Source organism: Janthinobacterium sp. 17J80-10, from assembly GCF_004114795.1.
Taxonomy (GTDB): Bacteria; Pseudomonadota; Gammaproteobacteria; order Burkholderiales; family Burkholderiaceae_D; genus Paucimonas.
Genome location: NZ_CP035311.1, coordinates 824578 through 845256, shown reverse-complemented (window position 1 = coordinate 845256; position 20679 = coordinate 824578). Strand labels below are relative to the sequence as shown.

Annotated in this window: 24 protein-coding genes; 10 read left to right on the top strand and 14 right to left on the bottom strand. The window is 59.1% G+C overall.

All coding sequences use genetic code 11. The features are described from left to right. Positions 1-53: 53 nt before the first annotated feature. The 7 genes from EKL02_RS03735 to EKL02_RS03710 all read right to left on the bottom strand — a co-directional run bounded on the left by EKL02_RS03735 (position 54) and on the right by EKL02_RS03710 (position 5957). Positions 54-917 (bottom strand): cytochrome c oxidase subunit 3, encoded by an 864-nt coding sequence (locus EKL02_RS03735; RefSeq protein ID WP_128900791.1) that lies wholly within the window; start codon positions 915-917, stop codon positions 54-56. A 26-nt stretch (positions 918-943) separates the two neighbouring features. Continuing rightward, positions 944-1159: a DUF2970 domain-containing protein gene (locus tag EKL02_RS03730; RefSeq protein WP_128900790.1), complete on the bottom strand. Its 216-nt coding sequence runs from the start codon at positions 1157-1159 to the stop codon at positions 944-946. A 25-nt stretch (positions 1160-1184) separates the two neighbouring features. Further along, positions 1185-1760 carry a cytochrome c oxidase assembly protein gene (locus EKL02_RS03725; protein ID WP_128900789.1) on the bottom strand — a complete coding sequence of 192 codons (576 nt, stop codon included), beginning with the start codon at positions 1758-1760 and terminating at the stop codon, positions 1185-1187. A gap of 1 nt (position 1761) precedes the next feature. Then, positions 1762-1869: a cytochrome oxidase small assembly protein gene (locus tag EKL02_RS18465; RefSeq protein ID WP_241687777.1), complete on the bottom strand. Its 108-nt coding sequence runs from the start codon at positions 1867-1869 to the stop codon at positions 1762-1764. Positions 1870-1932: 63 nt separating this feature from the next. Continuing rightward, a complete protein-coding gene (gene ctaD, locus EKL02_RS03720; RefSeq protein ID WP_128900788.1) occupies positions 1933-3534 on the bottom strand; it encodes a cytochrome c oxidase subunit I in 1602 nt (533 codons plus the stop codon). 18 nt (positions 3535-3552) lie between these two features. Further along, a complete protein-coding gene (gene coxB / locus EKL02_RS03715) occupies positions 3553-4713 on the bottom strand; it encodes a cytochrome c oxidase subunit II (protein WP_128900787.1) in 1161 nt (386 codons plus the stop codon). A 296-nt stretch (positions 4714-5009) separates the two neighbouring features. Beyond that, positions 5010-5957, bottom strand: coding sequence for a methyltransferase domain-containing protein (locus tag EKL02_RS03710; protein ID WP_128900786.1), 948 nt, complete (start codon positions 5955-5957; stop codon positions 5010-5012). 87 nt (positions 5958-6044) lie between these two features. Between EKL02_RS03710 and EKL02_RS03705 the strand changes: the two genes are divergently transcribed. From EKL02_RS03705 to EKL02_RS03695, 3 genes are all read left to right on the top strand, one after another. Beyond that, positions 6045-6812, top strand: a complete 768-nt coding sequence (locus EKL02_RS03705) for a ComF family protein (protein WP_128900785.1) — start codon at positions 6045-6047, stop codon at positions 6810-6812. A 9-nt stretch (positions 6813-6821) separates the two neighbouring features. Beyond that, positions 6822-7292, top strand: a complete 471-nt coding sequence (gene trmL / locus EKL02_RS03700; RefSeq protein ID WP_128900784.1) for a tRNA (uridine(34)/cytosine(34)/5-carboxymethylaminomethyluridine(34)-2'-O)-methyltransferase TrmL — start codon at positions 6822-6824, stop codon at positions 7290-7292. Positions 7293-7383: 91 nt separating this feature from the next. After that, on the top strand, positions 7384-7893 hold the full coding sequence (locus EKL02_RS03695) for a copper chaperone PCu(A)C (RefSeq protein WP_128900783.1): 510 nt from the start codon (positions 7384-7386) through the stop codon (positions 7891-7893). 89 nt (positions 7894-7982) lie between these two features. Here EKL02_RS03695 and EKL02_RS03690 read toward each other — a convergent pair whose 3' ends face one another. The 4 genes from EKL02_RS03690 to EKL02_RS03675 all read right to left on the bottom strand — a co-directional run bounded on the left by EKL02_RS03690 (position 7983) and on the right by EKL02_RS03675 (position 13554). Beyond that, positions 7983-8834: a ferritin-like domain-containing protein gene (locus EKL02_RS03690; RefSeq protein WP_128900782.1), complete on the bottom strand. Its 852-nt coding sequence runs from the start codon at positions 8832-8834 to the stop codon at positions 7983-7985. Positions 8835-8937: 103 nt separating this feature from the next. Then, positions 8938-11016: an EAL domain-containing protein gene (locus tag EKL02_RS03685; RefSeq protein WP_164931941.1), complete on the bottom strand. Its 2079-nt coding sequence runs from the start codon at positions 11014-11016 to the stop codon at positions 8938-8940. Positions 11017-11563: 547 nt separating this feature from the next. Then, the gene (locus EKL02_RS03680; RefSeq protein WP_128900780.1) at positions 11564-12898 is read right to left on the bottom strand and encodes an ATP-binding protein; all 1335 of its coding nucleotides are present in this window, start codon (positions 12896-12898) and stop codon (positions 11564-11566) included. Next, entirely contained in the window at positions 12895-13554 is a 660-nt protein-coding gene (locus EKL02_RS03675) for a response regulator transcription factor (protein ID WP_128900779.1), read from the bottom strand. Before EKL02_RS03675 ends, EKL02_RS03680 begins: the two co-directional genes overlap by 4 nt. A 275-nt stretch (positions 13555-13829) precedes the next feature. On the opposite strand from EKL02_RS03675, the gene EKL02_RS03670 reads away from it, so the two are divergent. Further along, entirely contained in the window at positions 13830-14573 is a 744-nt protein-coding gene (locus tag EKL02_RS03670; RefSeq protein ID WP_241687776.1) for a fatty acid desaturase, read from the top strand. Positions 14574-14624: 51 nt separating this feature from the next. Here EKL02_RS03670 and EKL02_RS03665 read toward each other — a convergent pair whose 3' ends face one another. After that, the gene (locus EKL02_RS03665) at positions 14625-15140 is read right to left on the bottom strand and encodes a hypothetical protein (RefSeq protein WP_128900778.1); all 516 of its coding nucleotides are present in this window, start codon (positions 15138-15140) and stop codon (positions 14625-14627) included. A 351-nt stretch (positions 15141-15491) separates the two neighbouring features. Here EKL02_RS03665 and EKL02_RS03660 point away from each other — a divergent pair, with 351 nt between their 5' ends. The 5 genes from EKL02_RS03660 to EKL02_RS03640 all read left to right on the top strand — a co-directional run bounded on the left by EKL02_RS03660 (position 15492) and on the right by EKL02_RS03640 (position 18729). Next, positions 15492-15713 (top strand): DUF3820 family protein, encoded by a 222-nt coding sequence (locus EKL02_RS03660; RefSeq protein ID WP_128900777.1) that lies wholly within the window; start codon positions 15492-15494, stop codon positions 15711-15713. A gap of 291 nt (positions 15714-16004) precedes the next feature. Next, positions 16005-16700 (top strand): RNA polymerase sigma factor, encoded by a 696-nt coding sequence (locus EKL02_RS03655; RefSeq protein ID WP_128900776.1) that lies wholly within the window; start codon positions 16005-16007, stop codon positions 16698-16700. A 55-nt stretch (positions 16701-16755) separates the two neighbouring features. After that, positions 16756-17334 (top strand): ferritin-like domain-containing protein, encoded by a 579-nt coding sequence (locus EKL02_RS03650; RefSeq protein ID WP_128900775.1) that lies wholly within the window; start codon positions 16756-16758, stop codon positions 17332-17334. 24 nt (positions 17335-17358) lie between these two features. Then, positions 17359-17760 (top strand): c-type cytochrome, encoded by a 402-nt coding sequence (locus EKL02_RS03645; protein ID WP_241687902.1) that lies wholly within the window; start codon positions 17359-17361, stop codon positions 17758-17760. A gap of 105 nt (positions 17761-17865) precedes the next feature. After that, entirely contained in the window at positions 17866-18729 is an 864-nt protein-coding gene (locus tag EKL02_RS03640) for a patatin-like phospholipase family protein (RefSeq protein WP_128900773.1), read from the top strand. A gap of 42 nt (positions 18730-18771) precedes the next feature. Here EKL02_RS03640 and EKL02_RS03635 read toward each other — a convergent pair whose 3' ends face one another. Beyond that, positions 18772-19104, bottom strand: a complete 333-nt coding sequence (locus tag EKL02_RS03635) for a thioredoxin family protein (RefSeq protein WP_128903365.1) — start codon at positions 19102-19104, stop codon at positions 18772-18774. A 165-nt stretch (positions 19105-19269) separates the two neighbouring features. Between EKL02_RS03635 and EKL02_RS03630 the strand changes: the two genes are divergently transcribed. After that, on the top strand, positions 19270-19713 hold the full coding sequence (locus EKL02_RS03630; RefSeq protein ID WP_128900772.1) for a DMT family transporter: 444 nt from the start codon (positions 19270-19272) through the stop codon (positions 19711-19713). 15 nt (positions 19714-19728) lie between these two features. On the opposite strand, the gene EKL02_RS03625 is transcribed toward EKL02_RS03630, so the two are convergent. Beyond that, on the bottom strand, positions 19729-20634 hold the full coding sequence (locus EKL02_RS03625) for a LysR family transcriptional regulator (RefSeq protein WP_128900771.1): 906 nt from the start codon (positions 20632-20634) through the stop codon (positions 19729-19731). Between the last annotated feature and the right edge of the window lie 45 nt (positions 20635-20679).

Sequence of the window (20679 nt, the reverse complement as noted above, 5' to 3'; positions counted from 1 at the left end):
GCCGCACCGAGGTGCGGCTTTTTGCGTTGCCCGCAGCGCGGGCAGGCATGTTTTTACAGCCAGTACACGACGACGTACAGGCCGAGCCAGACGACGTCGACGAAGTGCCAGTACCATGCGGCGCCTTCGAAGGCGAAATGGTGTTCCGGGGTGAAGTGGCCCTTCAGCACGCGATACAGCACCACGCCCAGCATGATGGCGCCGATGGTCACGTGGAAGCCGTGGAAGCCGGTCAGCATGTAAAAGGTCGAGCCGTAGATGCCGGAAGTCAGCTTCAGGTTCAGGTCGCTGTAGGCATGCATGTATTCATATGCCTGGAAGCCCATGAACGTGGCGCCCAGCAGGACCGTCACAGCCAGCCAGAACGCGGTCGCGCCACGCTTGCCTTCGCGCAGGGCATGGTGCGAAATCGTCAGGGTGACGCCGGAGGTCAGCAGCAGCGCGGTATTGATGGTGGGGATCCAGAACGGGCCCATGGTGGTGAACGGCTCGATCGTGCCGGCAGGACCAGCATTGGTGCGCCATTGCGCAACGAAATCCGGCCACAGGATCTTGTGGTCGAGATCGGAAAGCCATGGCATGGAAACCGAGCGAGCATAAAACAGCGCGCCGAAGAATGCTGCAAAGAACATCACTTCGGAAAAGATGAACCAGCTCATGCTCCAGCGGTAGGAGTTGTCGATGCGGGCGCTGTACATGCCGCCTTCCGACTCGGCGATGGCGTCGCCAAACCAGCAATACAGGACGCTCAGCACAGCGAGAATGCCGGCCACGGTTGCATAGGGTCCCCAGCCGATGCTGTTGACCCACGCGGATGCGCCGGCCATGGTTACCAGCAAGGACATGCCCGTCAACAGCGGCCACTTGGATGGGCCCGGTACGTAGTAGTAAGGCGCCTTAGCGTTTTGAGAAGCCATCTCCATCTCCCGATACAAATCAAATATTAATTCGCGACGACGCTTTTCACGATTAACAACAGCGTCACAACAAATATCACTGCGGCGATCACCCCGGCGATGATCAGATAAACCGGGTTGAGTTGCGCCGAATCCTGTTCATAGCCGCTTTTCTTGCGCACGCCGAAAAACGCCCAGAGTATTGCTTTCATCGTTGCGCCAAACGACATCTTGCGCCTGGCTGCATCTTTCAAATCCTGCATGTTTACCGCCTTTCATCCAGCCGCTTCAGCTGGATTTTTTCGCCGGACCGGCTACCTCAAAGAAGGTGTACGACAAGGTAATTGTCTTCACATCCCTCGGCAGCGCCGGATCAATGAAGAACACCACCGGCATCTGCTTTGCTTCATTCGGCCCCAGCGTCTGCTGCTTGAAGCAGAAGCATTCCATTTTCTTGAAATGCGCCGTCGCCTGCTGCGGCGCATAGCTGGGAATTGCCTGCGCGTCGATTGCCCGCGACTGCGTATTCACCACTTCGTACACGACCTGCACCAGTTCGCCCGGATGCACTTCCATGCTTGCCACAGTTGGACGGAAACGCCAGGGACCCTGGGCATTGCCATCGAACTCGATGGTGATGGTGCGGCTTTTGTCGACCTGGGTATTGGCGACTTCTTCCGCCGTCACATTCATCGGCGTCAGCGTGTTGATACCGGTAATTTCACAAATCTTCTTGTACACCGGGATCAGCGCATAGCCAAAGCCAAACATCAGAAACGCCACCACCACCAGCTTGCCAAGCATCTGTGCATTCAGCTTGCGCGTCGGTGCATCCTTTACCGCGTCTTGCTTCGGTGTTTCCATTTCAGCTGAACCAGACCCGCTTGATGATTACGCCAAGGAAGAAAATCACAGCGACCGATGCCAGGATCAGCGCGGTCTTCAAGTTATCCGGCTTTTTTTGTTGCGACATGCTTTTCCAGTTATATCCGGTTGAGGACAGAGTACCACTTCGTTTAACTCTGTCCCCAATGGTTTACTTTACTGTCGGCGGCACTTCGAAGGTGTGGAACGGTGCCGGGCTCGGCACGGTCCATTCCAGGCCTTCGGCGCCATCCCATGGCTTGGCTTCCGCTTTCTTGCCACCCTTGATCGACGGCAGCACCACGGCGAACAGGAAGTACACCTGCGACAGGCCGAAACCGAAGGCGCCAATCGACGCGATCAGGTTGAAGTCGGCGAACTGCGCCGGATAATCGGCATAGCGGCGCGGCATGCCTGCCAGTCCCAGGAAGTGCATCGGGAAGAAGGTGATGTTAAAGGTGATCAGCGACAGCCAGAAGTGAATCTTGCCGCGGGATTCGTTGTACATGAAACCGGTCCACTTCGGGCTCCAGAAGTAGTAACCGGCAAACAATGCAAACAGCGAACCGGCCACCAGCACGTAGTGGAAGTGCGCCACCACATAATAGGTATCCTGCAGCTGGATGTCGATCGGGGTCACGGCCAGGATCAGGCCGGTGAAGCCGCCGATGGTGAACACGAAGATGAAGCCGACCGCGAACAGCATCGGGGTTTCAAATGTCATCGAGCCGCGCCACATGGTGGCGACCCAGTTGAACACTTTCACGCCAGTCGGGATCGAGATCAGCATGGTGGCGTACATGAAGAACAGCTGCGCCGTCACCGGCATGCCGGTGGTGAACATGTGGTGGGCCCAGACGATGAACGACAGGATCGCAATCGACGAGGTTGCATACACCATCGAGGCGTAGCCGAACAGCGGCTTGCGGGCGAACGCCGGCACGATGTGCGAGACGATGCCGAACGCCGGCAGAATCATGATGTACACCTCGGGGTGACCGAAGAACCAGAAGATGTGCTGGTACATGACCGGGTCACCGCCGCCGGCGGCATTGAAGAACGACGTGCCGAAGTGACGGTCGGTCAGGGTCATGGTGATGGCGCCAGCCAGCACCGGCATGACGGCGATCAGCAGGTAGGCGGTAATCAGCCAGGTCCAGCAGAACATCGGCATCTTCATCAGGGTCATGCCGGGAGCGCGCATGTTCAGGATCGTGACGATGATGTTGATGGAGCCCATGATGGACGACGCGCCCATGATGTGCATGGCAAAAATACCCATGTCCATGCCGATGCCCATTTGCGACGACAGCGGCGCGTACAGGGTCCAGCCGGCGGCAGTGGCGCCACCCGGCACCAGGAACGACCCGGCCAGCAGGATCGCGGCAGGCGGCAGCAGCCAGAACGAGAAGTTGTTCATGCGGGCAAACGCCATGTCGGATGCGCCGATCTGCAGCGGGATCATCCAGTTGGCGAAGCCGACAAAGGCCGGCATGATGGCGCCAAACACCATGATCAGGCCGTGCATGGTGGTCAGCTGGTTGAAGAACTCCGGCTGCATCAGTTGCAGGCCAGGCTGGAACAGCTCGGCACGGATGCCCAGCGCCAGCACGCCGCCGGACAGCAGCATGACAAACGAGAACCACATGTACAGCGTACCGATGTCCTTGTGGTTGGTGGCGAACAGCCAACGGCGCCAGCCATGCGGATGGTCGTGCGCGTGGTCGTGGTCGTGAGCGTGATCGTGTGCGTGATCGTGTGCGATAGAACTCATCTCAAAACTCCTGATTATTTACTTGCGCGCAGCCAGAACTTCAGCCGGTTGTACGATATTTTCCTGGGCCTTGTTCGACCAGCTGTTGCGGGTATAGGTGATCACCGCAGCAATTTCAGTATCGGACAGGGAGCCTTTCCAGGGCGGCATTGCGTTCTTGCCGTTCAGTACGATCTTGATTTGCTCGGCTTTGGGACCGCTCACGACTTTCGAGCCATCCAGTGCCGCAAACGCACCCGGCACGCCTTTGCCGTTAGCCTGGTGGCAGGCAACGCAATTGGCTGCGTAGACTTTTTCGCCGCGCTGCTTCAGTTCGTCGATGGTCCAGACCTTGCTCGGATCATCTGCCTTGGCAGCCATTTCCTTTTTCTTGGTATCGACCCAGGCGGTGTATTCGGCATCGCTCACGACCTTGACCACGATCGGCATGAAGGCGTGGTCCTTGCCGCACAGCTCGACGCAGTTGCCGCGGTAGGTACCGACTTTTTCAGCACGGAACCAGGTGTCGCGCACGAAACCGGGAATCGCATCCTGCTTGACGCCGAAGGCGGGAATGGTCCAGCCATGGATGACGTCATTGGCGGTGGTAACGATACGAACTTTCTTGTTGACCGGGACGACCACTTCATTGTCGACTTCGATCAGGTAGTTGTCGTTCTTGACCTTGGACGGGTCCTGGTCACGCGGGGTAGCCAGGTTGGACAGGAAGGAAATGCCTGCGCCTTCACCCTTGAGGTAGTCGTAACCCCATTTCCACTGCATGCCGGTCGCCTTGATGGTGATATCGGCATTGGAGGTATCCTTCATGGCGACCACGGTCTTGGTGGCGGGCCATGCCATCATGATGACGATGAGGAATGGCACCACGGTCCAGGCGATTTCAACGGCGACGCTTTCATGGAACGTCGCCGGCTTGTGGCCAACCGACTTGCGATGCTTGAAGATCGAATAAAACATCACGCCAAACACGGCAACGAAGATGACCAGGCAGATCACCAGCATCATGGTGTGCAGGGAATCAATCTGTTCGGCGATCCGGGTGACCGGCGCCTGCAGGTTCAGTTGACGCACGGCCGGGCCGCCCTGGCTGTCGCCTACTTCCACCGCCCAGGCCGGCACTGCAGCCGCCATGCCCAATGCGTAAAGCATCAACGATTGAAGGCGCTTTGCATATTTCATAGTTTCCTCAAAAGCCCAAAATTAGAATTCTGTCCAGAACCAGCCAGCGTTACGGCGATAGCAAGCAATCATGCTTGATCGCCGCGTTCATGCCTTGTTTTTGACCCCACCTGCGCTTGCTTTTCTTTGCAAACAGGCAGCACATAAGCCGGCCAGCGTATAACCGGAGGAGTATAAGGCGGAAAGCCCTTTGTTATCAAGGGGAAAAGCATTTTTCAACCACAACATTATTCCTATAGGCATTGATTCAAATCAAATCCACTCCGCCCTCAGAATAATTTTTTTAGCGCCCTTGCTTACTTTTTAGGCAACTCAAAGCGAATGATGGCTTCGCCGCTGGCTGTGGTGCGCGGGGCCGGACGGAAGGCGTGGCCATAAATGACTTCAAAGCTCAGGCCCAGCTTGCCGTCGGCACGGCGCAATTGCTCCATGGCCGCGAGCATGCGCCCCCATTCCTGCCTGCCGCACAAGCTGCGGCGCCGGTTCGCCAGGGGATTGCCGCCCCAGGCGCGCGCATCCGCCAACAGCTTTTCCGGCGTGTCATAAGTGACGGTGATCGATTCCATATCCATCACCGGGGTGGCGAAACCGGCCTGGACCAGCATGTCGCCGAAATCGTGCATGTCAACGAAGGGCAAGCTGTGCGGGGCTGAATCCATGACGGCAAAAGCGTTGCGCAATTCCTTGAACGTATCCGGGCCAAAACAGGAAAACATCAGCAAGCCATCCGTGCGCAGCACGCGTCGCCATTCCGCAAAGACGCGGTCGGGCTGCGGATGCCAGTGCACGGCAAGGTTGGACCAGACCAGGTCGACGGCATTGGCAGCCAGTGGCAGTTGCGCAAAATCGCCGGCCAGGAGCAGCGGACTACCCTGCGCGCCCGGCAATACGGTTTGCGGCAGCCATTTGCTCAAGAGGCGGTTGACGGAAGACATGGCGGCGCGCTGACGCTCTTGCGCCAGCGCCAGCATGGCCGGCGCGGCATCGAGCCCGAGGAGGCGCGCTTGCGGAAAACTGTCTTGCAAAACAGGCAAGTCCGCACCCTCGCCGCACCCGGCATCGAGCACGGCGTGCGGGGCGAGCCTGACCAGTTGCAGGCGCTCATGCATGCGCTGCGCAACCTCGCGGCGCAGAAATTGTGAATCCTGCAGGCGCTGCGGCCGGGCGAAGGCGCGGCGCACGCAAGCCGGGTCGATCGGCGCGCTGGAATGGCGGGACTGGTCGGGGGAAATTGGAGGCGCCACGGGGAATCGTAAAGTTCGATGCGATAATAGAAAAATGCAGCCAGCCCGTCAGTTTACACGCTTACACGCCTGAAAGCCCGATTGCCCATGCTTCTCGACTCCCGCCTGTGGATGCAGCGCTGCCTGCGGCAATTGCAGCACGTGCTGCCGTCGTCCTGCGCCCTGTGCGGCGCCAGCGGCAGGCAGGCGCTCTGCGCCGGCTGCCATGCGCATTACTTTGGCCTTACGCGGCCGCGCTGCCGGCAATGTGCCGCGCCGCTGGCGACCGCGCATGACGATGCCGATAGCGACCGTTGCGGCGATTGCCTGGGCCAGCCGCCGGCGTTCGATGCCACCGTGACTGCCAGCGACTATTCTCCGCCGGTGGATCAGCTCGCGCTGGCGCTGAAATTTGGCGGCCGGCTGGCGCTGGCGCCGCTGTTTGCGCAATTGCAGCGCGATGCGTTGCTGCGCAGCCCGGCAGCTGCCGCACCGCTGCCGGACTGGCTGACGGCAGTGCCCCTGGGGCCGCGCCGCCTGCGCGAGCGCGGCTTCAACCAGGCGCTGGAAGTGGCCAAGCCGCTGGCGCGCCTGCTGGGCTTGCCGCTGTACCCGCAGCTGCTGCAACGCCTGCGCGACACGCGCGCGCAATCGCTGCTGGCGCAGGATGAACGCCATGGCAATCTGCGCGAAGCATTCACTGTGTCGCAAGCCTTTATCGATACGGTGCGCGGCCGCCATGTCGGCGTGGTCGACGATGTCCTGACCACCGGCGCCACGCTCAATGAAGTAGCGGCCACGCTCAAGCGCTTCGGCGCGGCGCGCGTCACCAACCTGATCTTCGCCCGGACTCCGCCCGGGCATGCAAAGCAATAGGAGTCCCACTTGTTTCATGTCGTCCTGGTCGAACCGGAAATCCCCCCCAATACCGGCAATATCATTCGCCTTTGCGCCAACGCCGGCGCCCAGCTGCACCTGATCGAGCCGCTCGGCTTTCCGCTGGACGATGCCAAGATGCGGCGCGCAGGGCTTGATTACCATGAGTACGTGACCATGAAAGTGCACCGCGACTGGGATGCCTTTATCGCGGCACAAGCGCCCGACCCGGCGCGCCTGTTTGCGCTGACCACGCATGGCGCCACGCCGTTTGCCTCGATTGACTTCCAGCCCGGCGATGTCTTCGTATTCGGTTCCGAAACGAAGGGGCTGGACCCGGCATTGCGCAACAGCTTTGCACCCGAACAGCGCATCCGCTTGCCGATGCGGCCAGGTAACCGCAGCCTGAACCTGTCGAATACGGTCGCAGTGGTGGTGTACGAGGCATGGCGGCAACATGGCTATGCCGGCGGTCAATGAGGGCAGCCAATTGATGGTGGCGATGCGCTTGCTATAATCCAGTCGGCTTACGCCGTTTTCTTTTTTCCCTGCTTATCGAAGGCACCCTGCCATGTATCTGCGCCTTGTTTTTGCCGCCCTGCTCGTCGTTGCCGCCCCGCTTTCCGCACGCGATTTCAGTGCAGGAAAACTCTCCATCGAACAACCGACGGCGCGGCCGACGCGGCCAGGCCAGCCCGGTGGCGCGGCCTACGTCAGCATCGAAAACCGCGGCAGCACGCCGGATCAACTGGTTGGCGCCAGTTCGCCGGTTGCGGGCAAGATGGAAATTCATACCATGTCGATGGAAGACAATGTGATGCGCATGCGCGAAGTCGATGCCATTGCGATCGACGCGGGCGCAAAAATCGTGATGCGCCCCGGCGCCGGCTACCACCTGATGCTGCTGAACCTGAAAAAGCCGCTCAAGGCAGGCGAGCAATTCCCGCTCACATTGCGTTTTGCAAAGGCCGGCGCAGTGGCAGTGACTGTGGAAGTGAGCGACCAGATCGGCGAGAACCGCCACCATGGGCACGATAGCGGCACCGGCCATCAACACGGCGGCCATGACGCCGGCAAATAAAATAGCAGCCGCCATACAAAAAAAAGCCGCCATACAAAAAAAAGCCGCAGCATGAAGATGCTGCGGCTTTTTTATTGGGTTGCCAGGCGTTACGCCGCGGCCGGCGCCGCGGGCAGGCGCGCCACAACTTCCTTGCGATATCGGTTCAATTCCTGCACCGATTCAAAACTGCGCTCGAAAAGCAGCGACATGTTGTGCAGGATGCGATCCACCACTTTCTTTTCCCAGCTGCTGTCGAACTTGATCTGACCATCGAGCCAGTGCTCCAGCCATTCAGGATCAGGGACGCGGCTTTGCACCGTATCGTTGGGGAACAGCGCCTGGTTGACGTGCAGGTTGGTGGGATGCAGCGGTTTTTCAGTGCGGCGCGCAGAAGCCATCAGCACGCCGATCTTGGCAAAGGCGGCACGCGCGGCATCACCTGACTCACCGAGGGCTTTCTTCATGTAGCGCAGGTAGGCGCCGCCATGGCGGGCTTCGTCCTGGCTGATGATCTTGTAGATTTGCTTGATCACCGGTTCGGTATGCCAGTCGGAGGCGCAGCGGTACCAGTGATTCAGGCGGATCTCGCCGCAAAAATGCAGCATCAGCGTTTCCAGCGGCGGCGCGGGGTCGAATTCGAAGCGCACGTTATGCAACTCGGCTTCGGTAGGCACCAGGTCCGGACGGAAGCGGCGCAGGTATTCCATCAGCACGAGCGAATGCTTTTGTTCTTCAAAAAACCAGACCGACATGAAGGCGCAAAAATCGCTGTCGCCGCGGTTATCGCGCAGGAACATCTCGGTGGCGGGCAAGGCGGACCATTCAGTGATTGCATTCATCTTGATGGTTTGCGCCTGCTCATCCGTGAGCTGGCTGGGGTCAAACTGATCCCAGGGAATATCGGTTTCCATATTCCAGCGAATTTGTTCCAGGGATTTAAACAATTCTGGGTACAACATACTCAGCCATGCCTTTGAAGATTGAATAAGTAGTTGATTTTACCAAGAAAAGGGCGGCTCGGGCAGCTTCGGCATGTCCGGAGGAGAGAAAGCGGGGTACGCTCTATCCCGCAGCCAGAATGTGCTGCTGGTGCCAGCGCCGGAACTGATCAGCGGGCATGGGCTTGCTAAGAAGATAACCTTGCCCCAGGTCGCATTTACATTCACGCAATAAACTAAACGCCGCTTCCGTTTCGATGCCTTCCGCCACCACCTTCACGCCCAGTCGTTTGCCAAGCGCAATGACGGTTTCAGTGACGGCGAGCGAGCGGCTATCGCTGACAATATTGCGAATGAACGATTGATCCACCTTCAGTTTATCGAACGGCAATCCTGCCAGGCGGCTCAGGCTGGAATACCCCGTGCCGAAATCATCCAGCGCAATTTGCAAGCCCAGCGCTTTCAGGCTGGCCAGCGTCTGGCTGGCTTCATCAGCCTTTTTCATGAGAGCGCTTTCAGTCACTTCCAGTTCAAGGCAGGAAGGATCGATCCCGGAACGGGTGACGGCATCGGCCACGCGCTGATAAAAATTGCGGGCGCGGAACTGCACCGGCGAAACATTGACGGCAATGCGCAACGGCGGCAAACCCTGCCTGCGCCATTGCTGTATCTGGCGGCATGCCTCCTGGATCACCCAGGTGCCCAGCTGGTTGATGACGCCATTGGCTTCGGCCACCTGGATGAATTCATTCGGCTGCATGATGACGCCATCGGCCTGCGGCCAGCGAATCAGGGCCTCGGCACCCACGATACGGCGGGTGCGGGTATCGACGACCGGCTGATAATACAATTCGAATTCATCGTGTTCGATACCAGCTCGCAATCTTTGTTCGATTGCAATTTCCTGCCGGATGTTTTGTTGGATTGCCGGCGTAAAAAATTGATAGCCGACTTGCGCGTTATCCCGGGCATGGCGCATCGCCACATCGGCATTGCGGATCAGGGTATCGATATCGTTGCCGTCATCCGGATAGAGGCTGATACCGATGCTCGGCGATGCCCGCAAGACATAGTCTTCGGCGCTATAGGGCTGGGCAAGGGTTTCGCGCAGGTGCGCTGCAGAATTGGCAAGGTCCTGGCTCGACTGCACATCGCTCAGGATGACCACGAATTCATCGCTGCCCATTCGGCCGACCAGGTCGCTGCTGCGCACATTGCGACGCAGGCGCCGGGCAATTTCCTGCAGCATGCCGTCGCCCGCTTCGCGGCCATACGCATCGTTCAAGGACTTGAAGCGTTCCAGGTCAAAAAACAGCACGGCGAGCTTGCCTTTTCCGCGCCGCGCCGCGCCCAGCAACAGGTCGCCGAATTCGTAGACCAGCGCGCGATTGGGCAAGCCGGTCAAGGCATCGTGCTGGGCGACATGCACCAGTTGTTCCTCGGCCTTTTTCTGCGCCGAGATATCCACCCACATGGAACAGACGCCGAGCTGCTGCTCCGTATCGAGATGCGTAATCGGAAACCTCGCCGCCATATAGGTACGGCACTGGCCATCCTTGTGCAAGAGCTCTTCGACCTGGTGCTGCAATACGCCCGCCCGCAGGGCCCTCTGGTCGCTATGCCAGAGGCGGTCCGCCACATCGCGCGGCAAGAGTTCATGGACATTGCGCCCGACGACATTTTCCGACGGTTTGCCCAGCATATCGAGCAAGCGGCGATTCACCGCCACGATCCGCCCCTCCAGGTCCTTGATCGATATAAGGGCGGGCGAATTATCCAGGACGCTGCGCAAGTGCGATTTTGTATGCCTCAGCTCTGCATCGGCGTCCTGCGGGGGTGACTGCGGCCTTCGCCTGGAGTGCAACATCCCTCCCAGAGCACTGATTGCCAGGCCAAAAGCCAGGAGCAGGAACAGTTCAGTGAGGTTCGGCGGCAACGCCGCCATTTCAGCGGACAGCCCGGACAGCCACCAGCCGCCAACAGCGCCCATCAGGCTGGCAACGATGCCCTGTGCGAATCCGCTAAACAAGGCAGCCACGGCAATTGACGGGAGAAACCAGAGAAATACCACGGGTTCGCGGCCAAAATGCTGCGGCAAAATCGCCGCAACTGCCGCTGCCGCAAGCATCGCCCCGATGGCAAACAGCCAGTGCGGTAGCGAGCGTTGCGAGGTAAAGAGATTTTGCAAATCTTTTAAAGGCATCAATGCAAAAACCAAGACAGAATTTTCATCTTTTCCCGAAATGCGCATAAGAACAACATCCCGGCACACTAAATTTATGCCAGGAAAAAATAACACCACAGCGGATACGCGTTGCCCTTCCTGAACTCCCTCAGGAAGGCGGTATTTCCTTGCTACGCTGAAACTCTTGAAACGCGCGAATTTTTTTGACCAGGCGTACTAATGCTTAGTTCGCATTTTTTGCGAATTTACAAAAAATAAGAGGAAGTTAATTGCACTTAGGGAATTTTATGCCTTGACGCAAGAATTGAGCGGACGAAAAAAAGCCCCCTTTTCAGGGGGCTTTAAAAAGGCCCGGTATGCCTTCATCGCTATTTCCCTGCTTGCCTGTTGCCAGCCGTCTCCACCCAGTCTCGCACAAGCCGATGCGCAATTTGTTGCGCATCAAGGAATGAAACGATAGTGCATGAGGGAGCTTAGGCGAATCTTAAGAAAGCCCGAGGCGTCACAAGAATTCACAAAAAACCACAGCTTTCCCTGCAAATGCCAAGAAATAATATGCAGACGATCAATTTTTAGGTTGATCAATTCCTTCCGGCAATGGGAAACGCACTTGAATTGCCAGGCCGCCCAAGGCAGCTTGGCCGAGCTCCACGCTCGCATGGTAACGATCGGCAATTGCCTTGACGATGGCCAGACCCAGTCCGCTACCACTCACATTCGTGCCGGGAACACGATAAAAACGGTCGAATATCCGATCCCGGTTTTCCGCCGGAATGCCGGAACCGGAATCTTCAATCGCCAGCACGGCGTGCGCGTCGTCAACGGCAAGCTTGACGCGTACCTGCCCGGAAACAGGGGTATAGCGAATGGCATTATCAAGAAGATTACGCACCAGCATGCGCAGGCTTTCCACATCGCCGCGCACGCGCGTATTGGGCAACGTACCATAATGCAACTCGATCTGCCGCGACAGGGCCAGCGGGGTCATTTCATCGGCAGCTTGTTCGACGCAATCGGCAATCGACACGAGCGCGCCGGGCGCTGACTCGGACAGAGGATCCTGCCTGGCCAGAACCAGCAATTGTTCCATCAAGTGCGAGGCGCGGTCGACGCCGCCCTGCAAGCGCGTAATCGCCTGGGCGCGCGCGGCATCATCGCGCGCGCGTGACAGCGTCTTGACCTGCAAGGTGAGTGCGGTCAGCAAGGAACGCAATTCATGCGCGGCATCATCCACGAAGCGCTTTTGCGCCTGCAGCGCCTGCACCATGCGCCCCATCAGCGAATTGACCTCGGCCACCAGGCGCGAGACTTCCTGCGGCACGCCGGTGGCGTCGACCGGCGCCAGCGAATCGGCATTGCGGTTGGCGAGGTCGCGACCGATGCGGTCCAGCGGCGCCAGTGCCGATGTGACGACCCACCAGACCACGCCCAATAGCAGCAACAGCACCGGTATCGATGGCCACAGCGCTTTCATCGCCAGCGAAATGGCGCGGCTGCGCCGGGCCTCCAGTTTTTGCGCCACCTGGATCATGCGGGTTTCATTGCGCACGCCAAATACGCGCCAGTCGCCATTGTCGAGCGTGACATTCGAATAGCCCAGCACGCCCTGGTTGGGCAGCGAGCTGTAGCGGCGCGACTGGTAGACGCGCACACCATCTTCGGTCCAGATCTGGATCACGAATTCGAATGCATTGTCATTGTCATGCGGCGAGGAATACCACTGTTCCTGCTGGAAGGGACTATCCTGCAGCGCCAGCGCCATCTGCTGCATGTGATAGTCGAACAGCTTGTCGGCCTGGCTCATGGCAGTGCGAAACGACGTGGTGAACTGGACTGCCGACGCCGCGACAATGGCGACCCCCAGCAAGAGAATCAGGCGGATGCGCAGTGAGCGCATCATGGCTTGTCCACCATGTAACCGAGGCCACGCACATTGAGGATGAATTGCGCGCCCAGCTTCTTGCGCAAGCCGTGAATGTATACCTCGACGGCGTTGCTTTCGACCTCGGCCGACCAGCCGTACAGACGCTCTTCGAGCTGGCTGCGCGAGAGGATGGCGCCGGGCCGCGCCACCAGCGCTTCAAGAATCGACCACTCGCGCGATGACAGCAGCACCTGGCTGCCTGTCACCAGCACCTGGCGCGTTTCGCAATTGACCGTGACATCGCCCTTGCGGTAGACCGCTTCGACGCCGCCGCGGGCGCGCCGCACCAGTGCGTGCAGCCGCGCCAGCAGCTCTTCCAGGTCGAAAGGCTTGAGCATGTAATCGTCGGCGCCGCTGTTCAGGCCGAGCACCCGCTGCGCTACCGTGTCGCGCGCCGTCAGCACCAGCACCGGCAGGTTGTTTTTACGGGCACGCAATCCGCGCAAGACATCAATACCGTCTTTTTGCGGCAAACCCAGATCCAGCAGCATGGCGTCGTAAGCGCCTGCGGCCAGGGCCGCTTCGGCATCGGCGCCGCCGCGCACCCATTCGGCAGTGATGCCTTCGCCTTCCAGGGCAATCTGGATATTTTCGCCAATCATGAGGTCGTCTTCGACCACCAATACCTTCATGTACTCCCTTTATCGATCGTGCCGTATCGGCATTGCATCAGCCAGCGATTGTAGGCGCGCGCGCGGGATGCTGCAAATCCTCACGCTTCGGCCAGGCGCAACAATATTTCCGCAATGAAACTTTGACAAGCCATTTCGACAATTGAGGCCCAAAAGCTTGTCTGTTTTTCATATCAGCACAACAACAGTACCCGTACAGTGGAGGCCAATCACAATCTGGCCAGGTGATGTAAAAGAACATGCCCGGCCTATCCAGCAAACTGAAGGAGTCAACCATGTATTCCGGGATTATCCAGCTCACGCCGCTAGCCGTGTTCGTGCTCATTGCGGCATCGATGCAGACCAGCTTTCTGGCGGTCAGCCTGTACCTGCATCGCGGGCAGACCCACGGGGCAATCAGTTTTCACCCGATACTGAGTCATTTTTTCCGCCTGTGGCTGTGGCTGACCACGGCCGGCCTGGTGACGCGCCAATGGGTAGCGGTGCATCGCAAACACCATGCCAAATGCGACACCGAGGATGATCCGCATAGTCCGCAAGTCCACGGGATCGGCAAGCTGCTCACACAGGGAACGCTGCTCTACCGCCGCGCCGCGCGCGACAAGGACATGGTCAAGATGTATGGACTGGGCGTCAAGGAGGATTGGCTGGACCACGCGCTGTATATCAAGCATCCCTTCCTGGGCGCGCCGCTGTTCCTGGCGGTGAATATCGCGCTGTTCGGCTTTGGCACAGGCGCACTGATCTGGTTGTGCCAGGTGATTACCGTGCCATTCTGGGCGTCAGGCTTCGTCAACGGGCTGGCCCACTATGTCGGCTATCGCAACAATGTGACCCGTGATGCATCGCGCAATCTTTTCCCGCTAGGCCTGTTCCTGTGCGGCGAGGAACTGCACAATAACCATCATGCCCGTCCGGGGTCGGCCAAGCTGTCGCAAAAATGGTGGGAATTCGACATGGGTTGGCTGGCGATCCGGCTGTTTTCCCTGGTTGGCCTTGTGAAGATCAACCGGGTGTAATTGCACTGGCTGCTGGATGCGCCCACGGAGCATCCAGCAGCGCGATACTCTTCACGCCTTGAAATACACCCGCCCACGGCCCTTGCCGTCGTCGCGAATTTTCCCGGCTTGCAGCATGTGATTGATGGCGGCGACCAGGCGCGAACGCATCTGGGTCAGCTCGTCTGCTGTAGCCTTGAACGGCAGCTGCGTTGCCGCAGCCTGCAGCAATTCACTCATGGACTGCCGTTGTTCATTGATCAGGTTGGGGAAAAAGTCGCCGCCGGTCGAGGGCAATCGGCTGCCGGCCTTGCCCTGGCGTCCCGCCTTCGGTGCCTTTGCAGCTTTTGATGCTTTTGCGGTGGGGGTTGCCGCTGTCAGAGCGCCCTGCCGGTTCTTGCGCGCTCTGCGCATTTTTTGCATATGCGTGCCTTCCCCAAGCTCGATCTGTCCTTCATCACCGATGGAATCAAGTTGATCGATCGCGGCGCTCAATGCTTCGACACGCGCCTTGTAATAGGCCAATCCAGATTGCACATGTGCAAGCTCTGCACGCAGGGATGATTTTGCGGAAGTGATATTGGACATGAGATCTCCTGGATAATGTCACGGGTGAAGTGGATTCATTCTATGAGGCACATTTTTTTCATGTTTGCTTTGACTCATAAACCTGACAATAAATTCTTCCATTTTTTCATGCATGTCGACGCTTGCTTCACTTGCTTCACGTGGCCCACTTATCTCCGCATGAATTCATGATGTCGATTGTCGCCAGTATCAGATTGCAAGCGCGGTTTTCCTGACAACGGCTGAATGCGTCAGTTAACTGCATGTTCAGTCCGCATCGGAATGACAAAGCCGGTAGCGAATTCATGCAGAAATATATGACTGCGGATGCCACGCTTATAATGTTCGTACATACTGAAAACACCAGGCGCCATGTCCCCTGAATCACTACAATTACTGGTCACATGGACCATGCCTTTTGGGAAATATAAAGGCCGCTTGCTGGCCGACCTGCCGGGGCATTATCTGGGATGGTTTGCGCGCGAAGGCTTCCCGCCAGGCCAGCTCGGCAGCCTGCTGGCACTGATGTATGAACTCGACCATAACAATTTACGGCAATTGCTTGATCCTTTACGCGCAGGCCGGGGCCGCTAGCGACGGAAGACAGCAGCGGGACATGCCAGCAACGACATGGCGGACGAGCGCTTTCACTGACTTGCGGAGACCGTGTCGCTGCATTGGCGGGAGCACGGTAAAACTTAACAAGGCGCAAGTACACAGTCTTCCCCCTTTGTCCGCTCATATGACTCTCCCACGGTTTCCGGGCATAGGGTGCGGCTGGCGCGACCTCGTTTATTCATCTGCACTCCGCACTTGCAGGTTTCGGGAACGCGCCAGTCTTTACCTTCATCCAATGTCGCACTAACACCCATAAACGGAGGCCGTATGCATCCAGCAGGAATAAAGGCACTGGACACAGGATGTACCGACCTCGACCTTGTTCAAGGAATTTGCGCGCAAGTGCCTCATGCATTTGAACTCTTGATGCGGCGACACAACCAGATCCTGTACCGCACCGCACGCAGCATATTGCGCGACGATACCGAGGCCGAGGACGTGGTGCAGGAAGCCTATCTGCTGGCTTACCGCAATATCGACAAGTTTCGTGGCGATGCCAAATTATCGACATGGCTGACGCGCATCGTCATCAATGAAGCCATTGCCCGCTCCCGCAAGAACAATCGTCGCGCCAAAGTGATTCGACTGGATGGCGAGACGGAATTGAATGGCGATCCCACCGAGGCGAACATGAATGAGAGTGCACCGGAATCCCCTGAACGCGCCGCCATGCGGGCTCAGGCGCGCGCCATGCTCGAGGCCAAAATCGATCAGTTGCCGGATGCATTCCGTACCGTGTTCGTCCTGCGCGCGCTGGAAGAAATGAGTGTCGAGGAAACTGCAACCTGCCTGGACATCCCGGAAGCCACCGTCAGGACCCGCTTCTTCCGGGCGCGCGGCCTGTTGCGGGAAGCGCTGTCGCGGGAAATCGACTTTGCCTTCGAAGAGGCTTTTACATTTGACGGCGAGCGCTGCGACCGCATCGTGGCCGGCGTATTGGCGCGGCTGAAGCCCGTTGAATAGTATCCGGTCATGTCATGACCGATTGTTTGTCGCAATCACCCACAGGAGAAATGCCATGTCTTTTCTGATTTTCGCCAACGATCCAGCACCGATGGCCTCGCGCCGCACATTCATGAGCCAGTCCGGCCTGCTGCTGTCCGGCGCTGCAGTGGCCCTGCTGGCGGGACAGGACGCGCTGGCCGCCAAAGGCGGCAAGGCAGCGACGTCCGACGTCAATATCCTGAACACGGCGCTAGGCGCCGAGCTCGAAGCGATTGCCGCTTACCAGCTGGGCGCCGAAAGCGGCCTGCTGCAAAAGCCGGTGCTCGACCTGGCAGTGACTTTCCAGGGGCATCACAAGGAACATGCGGATGTGCTGTCGAAGACAATCGCCAAGCTGGGGGGCAAACCCGTCTCTGCCAAGGAAAAATACACCTTCCCCACCGATACCCTGAAGACCCAGGCCGATGTGCTGCGCTTCGCCGCCATGCTAGAAAAAGGCGCAGTCAGCGCCTATCTGGGCGCCGTGCCGCTATTCGGCAACCGCGACCTGGCCAAGGCCGCCGCCAGCATCCTCGGCGACGAAGCGATGCATTGGGCGATCCTGCGCAATGCCCTGGGCGAAGTGCCGGTGCCCTCGGCCTTCATGTCGTAGCAGATCATGACCGCGCTCGCGCGAATGATCGCCGCCTTGCTTTGGCTTGCTGCCGGCACGCTGCCGGCAGCGGCAACCGATGCGGCCCCGCCAGACCAGGTCAAGGCGGGTGAGGCGATTTACGCCCGTTGCCTGGCTTGCCATGCGCTGGCCTACGACCGCACGGGCCCGCGCCATTGCGGCCTGTTCGGCCGCCGCGCCGGCAGCGTGAAAGGCTTCGCCTATTCGCCAGCCATGCAACGCGCTGACATCATCTGGAATGCCAGGACGCTCGACCGCTTCCTGGCCAACCCGACGCAAGCGGTGCCCGGCACCACCATGGGTTATGCCGGCGTCACCGACAGCAAAGAGCGCAGCGCCCTGATTGCCTATCTCAGGCAGGCCAACGGCTCGGCTGAATGCCTGCGCCAGGCCGAGCGCAAATAGGATAAACATGAATACCCGTGACTACACCTTCTTCCTGCCCGATATCCAGTCACAAGTCGATCGGCGCGACTTGTGCATCGACGCGGTCGGTGCAGAATCGGGGCAATGAACCCGCTTGCAGACCAACCGACAGCACTGATACTTGCCGGCGGCGGCAGTTTCGGTGCAATCCAGGTAGGGATGCTGCGCGCGCTGGTCGCTTACGGCGTAGTGCCTGATCTGGTGATTGGCTCATCGGTGGGTGCGATCAACGGCGCCTATTTTGCCTGCGCACCGAATGCCGGCGGCGTCGCCCGGCTCGAGGCGATCTGGGGCGGCCTGCGCCGAAGCGATGTATTTCCGCTCGCCTGGCGCGGCGTACTTGGCTTGCTGGGTCAGCGCAATTTTGCGGTCGATCCCGCCGGGTTGCGCAGCGTGCTCGAACAATGCCTGCCCTATTCGACATTTGAGCAAACAAGCATTCCATTGCATGTGGTCGCGACCGACCTGCTGCAAGGCGTTACAGTGCGGCTATCGAGCGGCCCGGTGGTCGATGCGGTACTGGCGAGTTGCGCCATTCCGGCAGTATTTCCACCGGTGCGCATTGGTAAGCAATATTTAATTGATGGCGCTATCGCCAGCAACACGCCGATCAGCGTCGCAATTGAGCTTGGGGCCAGGCGCATCATCGTCCTGCCGACCGGCTTTGCCTGCGCGCTCGAATCGCCGCCGCGCAATGCGATCGCCAGCGCCCTGCATGCGGTGACGCTGCTGATTGCGCATCAACTGGTCATGGAGATCGCCTTGTATCGCCAGCAGGCAGAGATCATCACGGTGCCGCCATTGTGTCCGCTGGCTGCGTCGCCTTACGATTTTTCGCGTGCGGCTGAATTGATCGAGCGCGCAGCCGATCAGACTCGCCGCTGGCTGGAGCACGGCGGCCTCACACGCCAGCGGGTGCCGCCGGCATTGGTGGCGCACGGCCATTGAATCTTTGCGATGCCGGCGTTACGGCAGGCGTGCGTACGGCTGCTAGCTGGCCGCCTGGATTTGCCTGAGCGCCTGCTCGATGGCAGAGGTGTCGCCGGGACGCACCAGGCGGGCGACTTCCAGACCATCCTTGAAGAACACCAGGGTCGGCCAAAGCTTGACGCCAAATGAGCGGCCCAGGCGGCGGCCTTTGCCATCTTCAATCTTGATGTGGCGTACATCGGGGTGTTGCGCCATGGCAGCAGCCAGCGGTGCCTGCGCGGCACCGCAAAAGCCGCACCAGGGCGCGCCGAATTCGACCAGGGTCGGCCCCTTGAGAGCATCGACTTCCTCGCGTGGCGGCTCGGTGACCGCATAGGTATTGTTCATTGCCATGATGGTAATCGCCTTGATGACTGATGCCAAAAGCTTACCAGTTTTGCGGCTTGCAAGTCGTCCGGGCACTTTGCAGACAAATGACTGCCTTGCGTATGTGTTATCCTCCGGCGACTTGCCAGGCCGCTGCGCTATCCGACCCGCTTTGCAAGCTGGAGAAAGCCCATGACGTACCTGTACATTTTTCTGGCCCTTGCTGCCGGCGTGATCCTGCCGATTCAGGTGGGCGTCAACAACTCGCTGCGCGCCGGCGTCGGCACGCCGCTGATTGCAGCACTCATTTCCTTTGTGGTGGGATCGGCTTGCCTGCTCGCCTATACGCTTGCGGTGCGCACACCGTGGCCCTCGGCAGCGACGCTGGCGGGCTTGCCATCCTGGAGCTGGATGGGTGGCGCACTGGGCGCCTTTTATGTTGCCGCGTCGATCCTGGCGGCGCAAAAACTTGGCGCAGCAAACCTGATCGGCATTACCGTTGCTGCACAGTTGCTCACTTCGCTGGCGCTCGATCACTACGGCGCGATCGGCTTCGTCCAGCATGACATCAACCTCTGGCGCATTGCCGGGGCCGTGCTGATGATTGCAGGTGCGGTCCTGATCCTGAAAAATTGAGGACCCATGCGCAGTTCATGGCGTGCGCAATAATTCGCGATAGAAATCAATAAAGGCGCGCACCTTGGCGCTGACATGCCGCCCGGGCGGATACACTGCAAAAATGCCGCCTGCCGGCAGCTGCCATTCCGGTAACAGGCGCACCAGTTTGCCGCTGGCGATATTATCCTGCGCGGTGTACTGGTCAAGCACGGAAATGCCGGCGCCCTGGCGCAGCATGGCGGCAAGCGCGCCTGGAGAATCCACCCGCAGGCGTGTCTTTACATGCGCGGTATGCACCTTGCCATTGCGCGCCATGAATTGCCAGGTCAATGGGGTCGGCAACAAGGTCAGCGCCACCCATTCGTATTCGCGCAGGTCCTGCGGATGCATTGGCCGCCCTTCGCGCTGCACATAGCCTGGCGATGCCACCAGATACTGCTCGAACTCTCCCAGCTTGACAGCTCGCATCGAAGAATCGCGCAACCAACCCAAACGGATACTCAGGTCGATGCCTTCATTGACCAGATCGACCACACGGTCGCTTGTGCGCAAGTCGATCTGCAAGCGCGGATGCCGCGCAATGAATTGTGCCGCTGCGCCCGCCAGCGACTGCACCGCATGATCCACCGAGGTACTCAAGCGCAATGTCCCCGACAATTCGGTGGCACTGGCGCCGACCCGGTCAACCGCTTCCTCGATCCCTTGCAGCAAAGGGTGGCACTCAGCATGCAAGGCGCGCCCGGCATCGGTGCAGGTAACGCGGCGCGTCGTGCGCACAAACAATGTCTCTCCCAGCAAGGATTCAAGGCGCGCCACCTGGATGCTCACTTTCGCCTTGGCCATGCCGAGCCGCTCAGCGGCTGCCGTAAAGCTGCCTGCGTCAACCACTGCATCAAATATGCGCAAGGCATTCAGGTCGAGTTGTCCGAGTTTGGCCATGCGCACCTCTTTGTTTAGAATTTCGAAACAATGAATTATCGCGCT

Bases quoted from the DNA above. Each gene is read 5' to 3' on its own strand.
- EKL02_RS03625 (WP_128900771.1), bottom strand. From the start codon at position 20,634: ATGGCCAAACTCGGACAACTCGACCTGAATGCCTTGCGCATATTTGAT.
- EKL02_RS03695 (WP_128900783.1), top strand. From the start codon at position 7,384: ATGTATCTGCGCCTTGTTTTTGCCGCCCTGCTCGTCGTTGCCGCCCCG.
- ctaD (WP_128900788.1), bottom strand. From the start codon at position 3,534: ATGAGTTCTATCGCACACGATCACGCACACGATCACGCTCACGACCAC.
- EKL02_RS03650 (WP_128900775.1), top strand. From the start codon at position 16,756: ATGTCTTTTCTGATTTTCGCCAACGATCCAGCACCGATGGCCTCGCGC.
- EKL02_RS03670 (WP_241687776.1), top strand. From the start codon at position 13,830: ATGTATTCCGGGATTATCCAGCTCACGCCGCTAGCCGTGTTCGTGCTC.
- EKL02_RS03635 (WP_128903365.1), bottom strand. From the start codon at position 19,104: ATGGCAATGAACAATACCTATGCGGTCACCGAGCCGCCACGCGAGGAA.
- EKL02_RS03645 (WP_241687902.1), top strand. From the start codon at position 17,359: ATGATCGCCGCCTTGCTTTGGCTTGCTGCCGGCACGCTGCCGGCAGCG.
- EKL02_RS03680 (WP_128900780.1), bottom strand. From the start codon at position 12,898: ATGATGCGCTCACTGCGCATCCGCCTGATTCTCTTGCTGGGGGTCGCC.
- EKL02_RS03630 (WP_128900772.1), top strand. From the start codon at position 19,270: ATGACGTACCTGTACATTTTTCTGGCCCTTGCTGCCGGCGTGATCCTG.
- EKL02_RS03705 (WP_128900785.1), top strand. From the start codon at position 6,045: ATGCTTCTCGACTCCCGCCTGTGGATGCAGCGCTGCCTGCGGCAATTG.
- EKL02_RS03655 (WP_128900776.1), top strand. From the start codon at position 16,005: ATGCATCCAGCAGGAATAAAGGCACTGGACACAGGATGTACCGACCTC.
- EKL02_RS03730 (WP_128900790.1), bottom strand. From the start codon at position 1,159: ATGCAGGATTTGAAAGATGCAGCCAGGCGCAAGATGTCGTTTGGCGCA.
- EKL02_RS03660 (WP_128900777.1), top strand. From the start codon at position 15,492: ATGTCCCCTGAATCACTACAATTACTGGTCACATGGACCATGCCTTTT.
- EKL02_RS03685 (WP_164931941.1), bottom strand. From the start codon at position 11,016: ATGCCTTTAAAAGATTTGCAAAATCTCTTTACCTCGCAACGCTCGCTA.
- EKL02_RS03735 (WP_128900791.1), bottom strand. From the start codon at position 917: ATGGCTTCTCAAAACGCTAAGGCGCCTTACTACTACGTACCGGGCCCA.
- EKL02_RS18465 (WP_241687777.1), bottom strand. From the start codon at position 1,869: ATGTCGCAACAAAAAAAGCCGGATAACTTGAAGACCGCGCTGATCCTG.
- coxB (WP_128900787.1), bottom strand. From the start codon at position 4,713: ATGAAATATGCAAAGCGCCTTCAATCGTTGATGCTTTACGCATTGGGC.
- EKL02_RS03690 (WP_128900782.1), bottom strand. From the start codon at position 8,834: ATGTTGTACCCAGAATTGTTTAAATCCCTGGAACAAATTCGCTGGAAT.
- EKL02_RS03640 (WP_128900773.1), top strand. From the start codon at position 17,866: ATGAACCCGCTTGCAGACCAACCGACAGCACTGATACTTGCCGGCGGC.
- EKL02_RS03725 (WP_128900789.1), bottom strand. From the start codon at position 1,760: ATGGAAACACCGAAGCAAGACGCGGTAAAGGATGCACCGACGCGCAAG.
- EKL02_RS03665 (WP_128900778.1), bottom strand. From the start codon at position 15,140: ATGTCCAATATCACTTCCGCAAAATCATCCCTGCGTGCAGAGCTTGCA.
- EKL02_RS03675 (WP_128900779.1), bottom strand. From the start codon at position 13,554: ATGAAGGTATTGGTGGTCGAAGACGACCTCATGATTGGCGAAAATATC.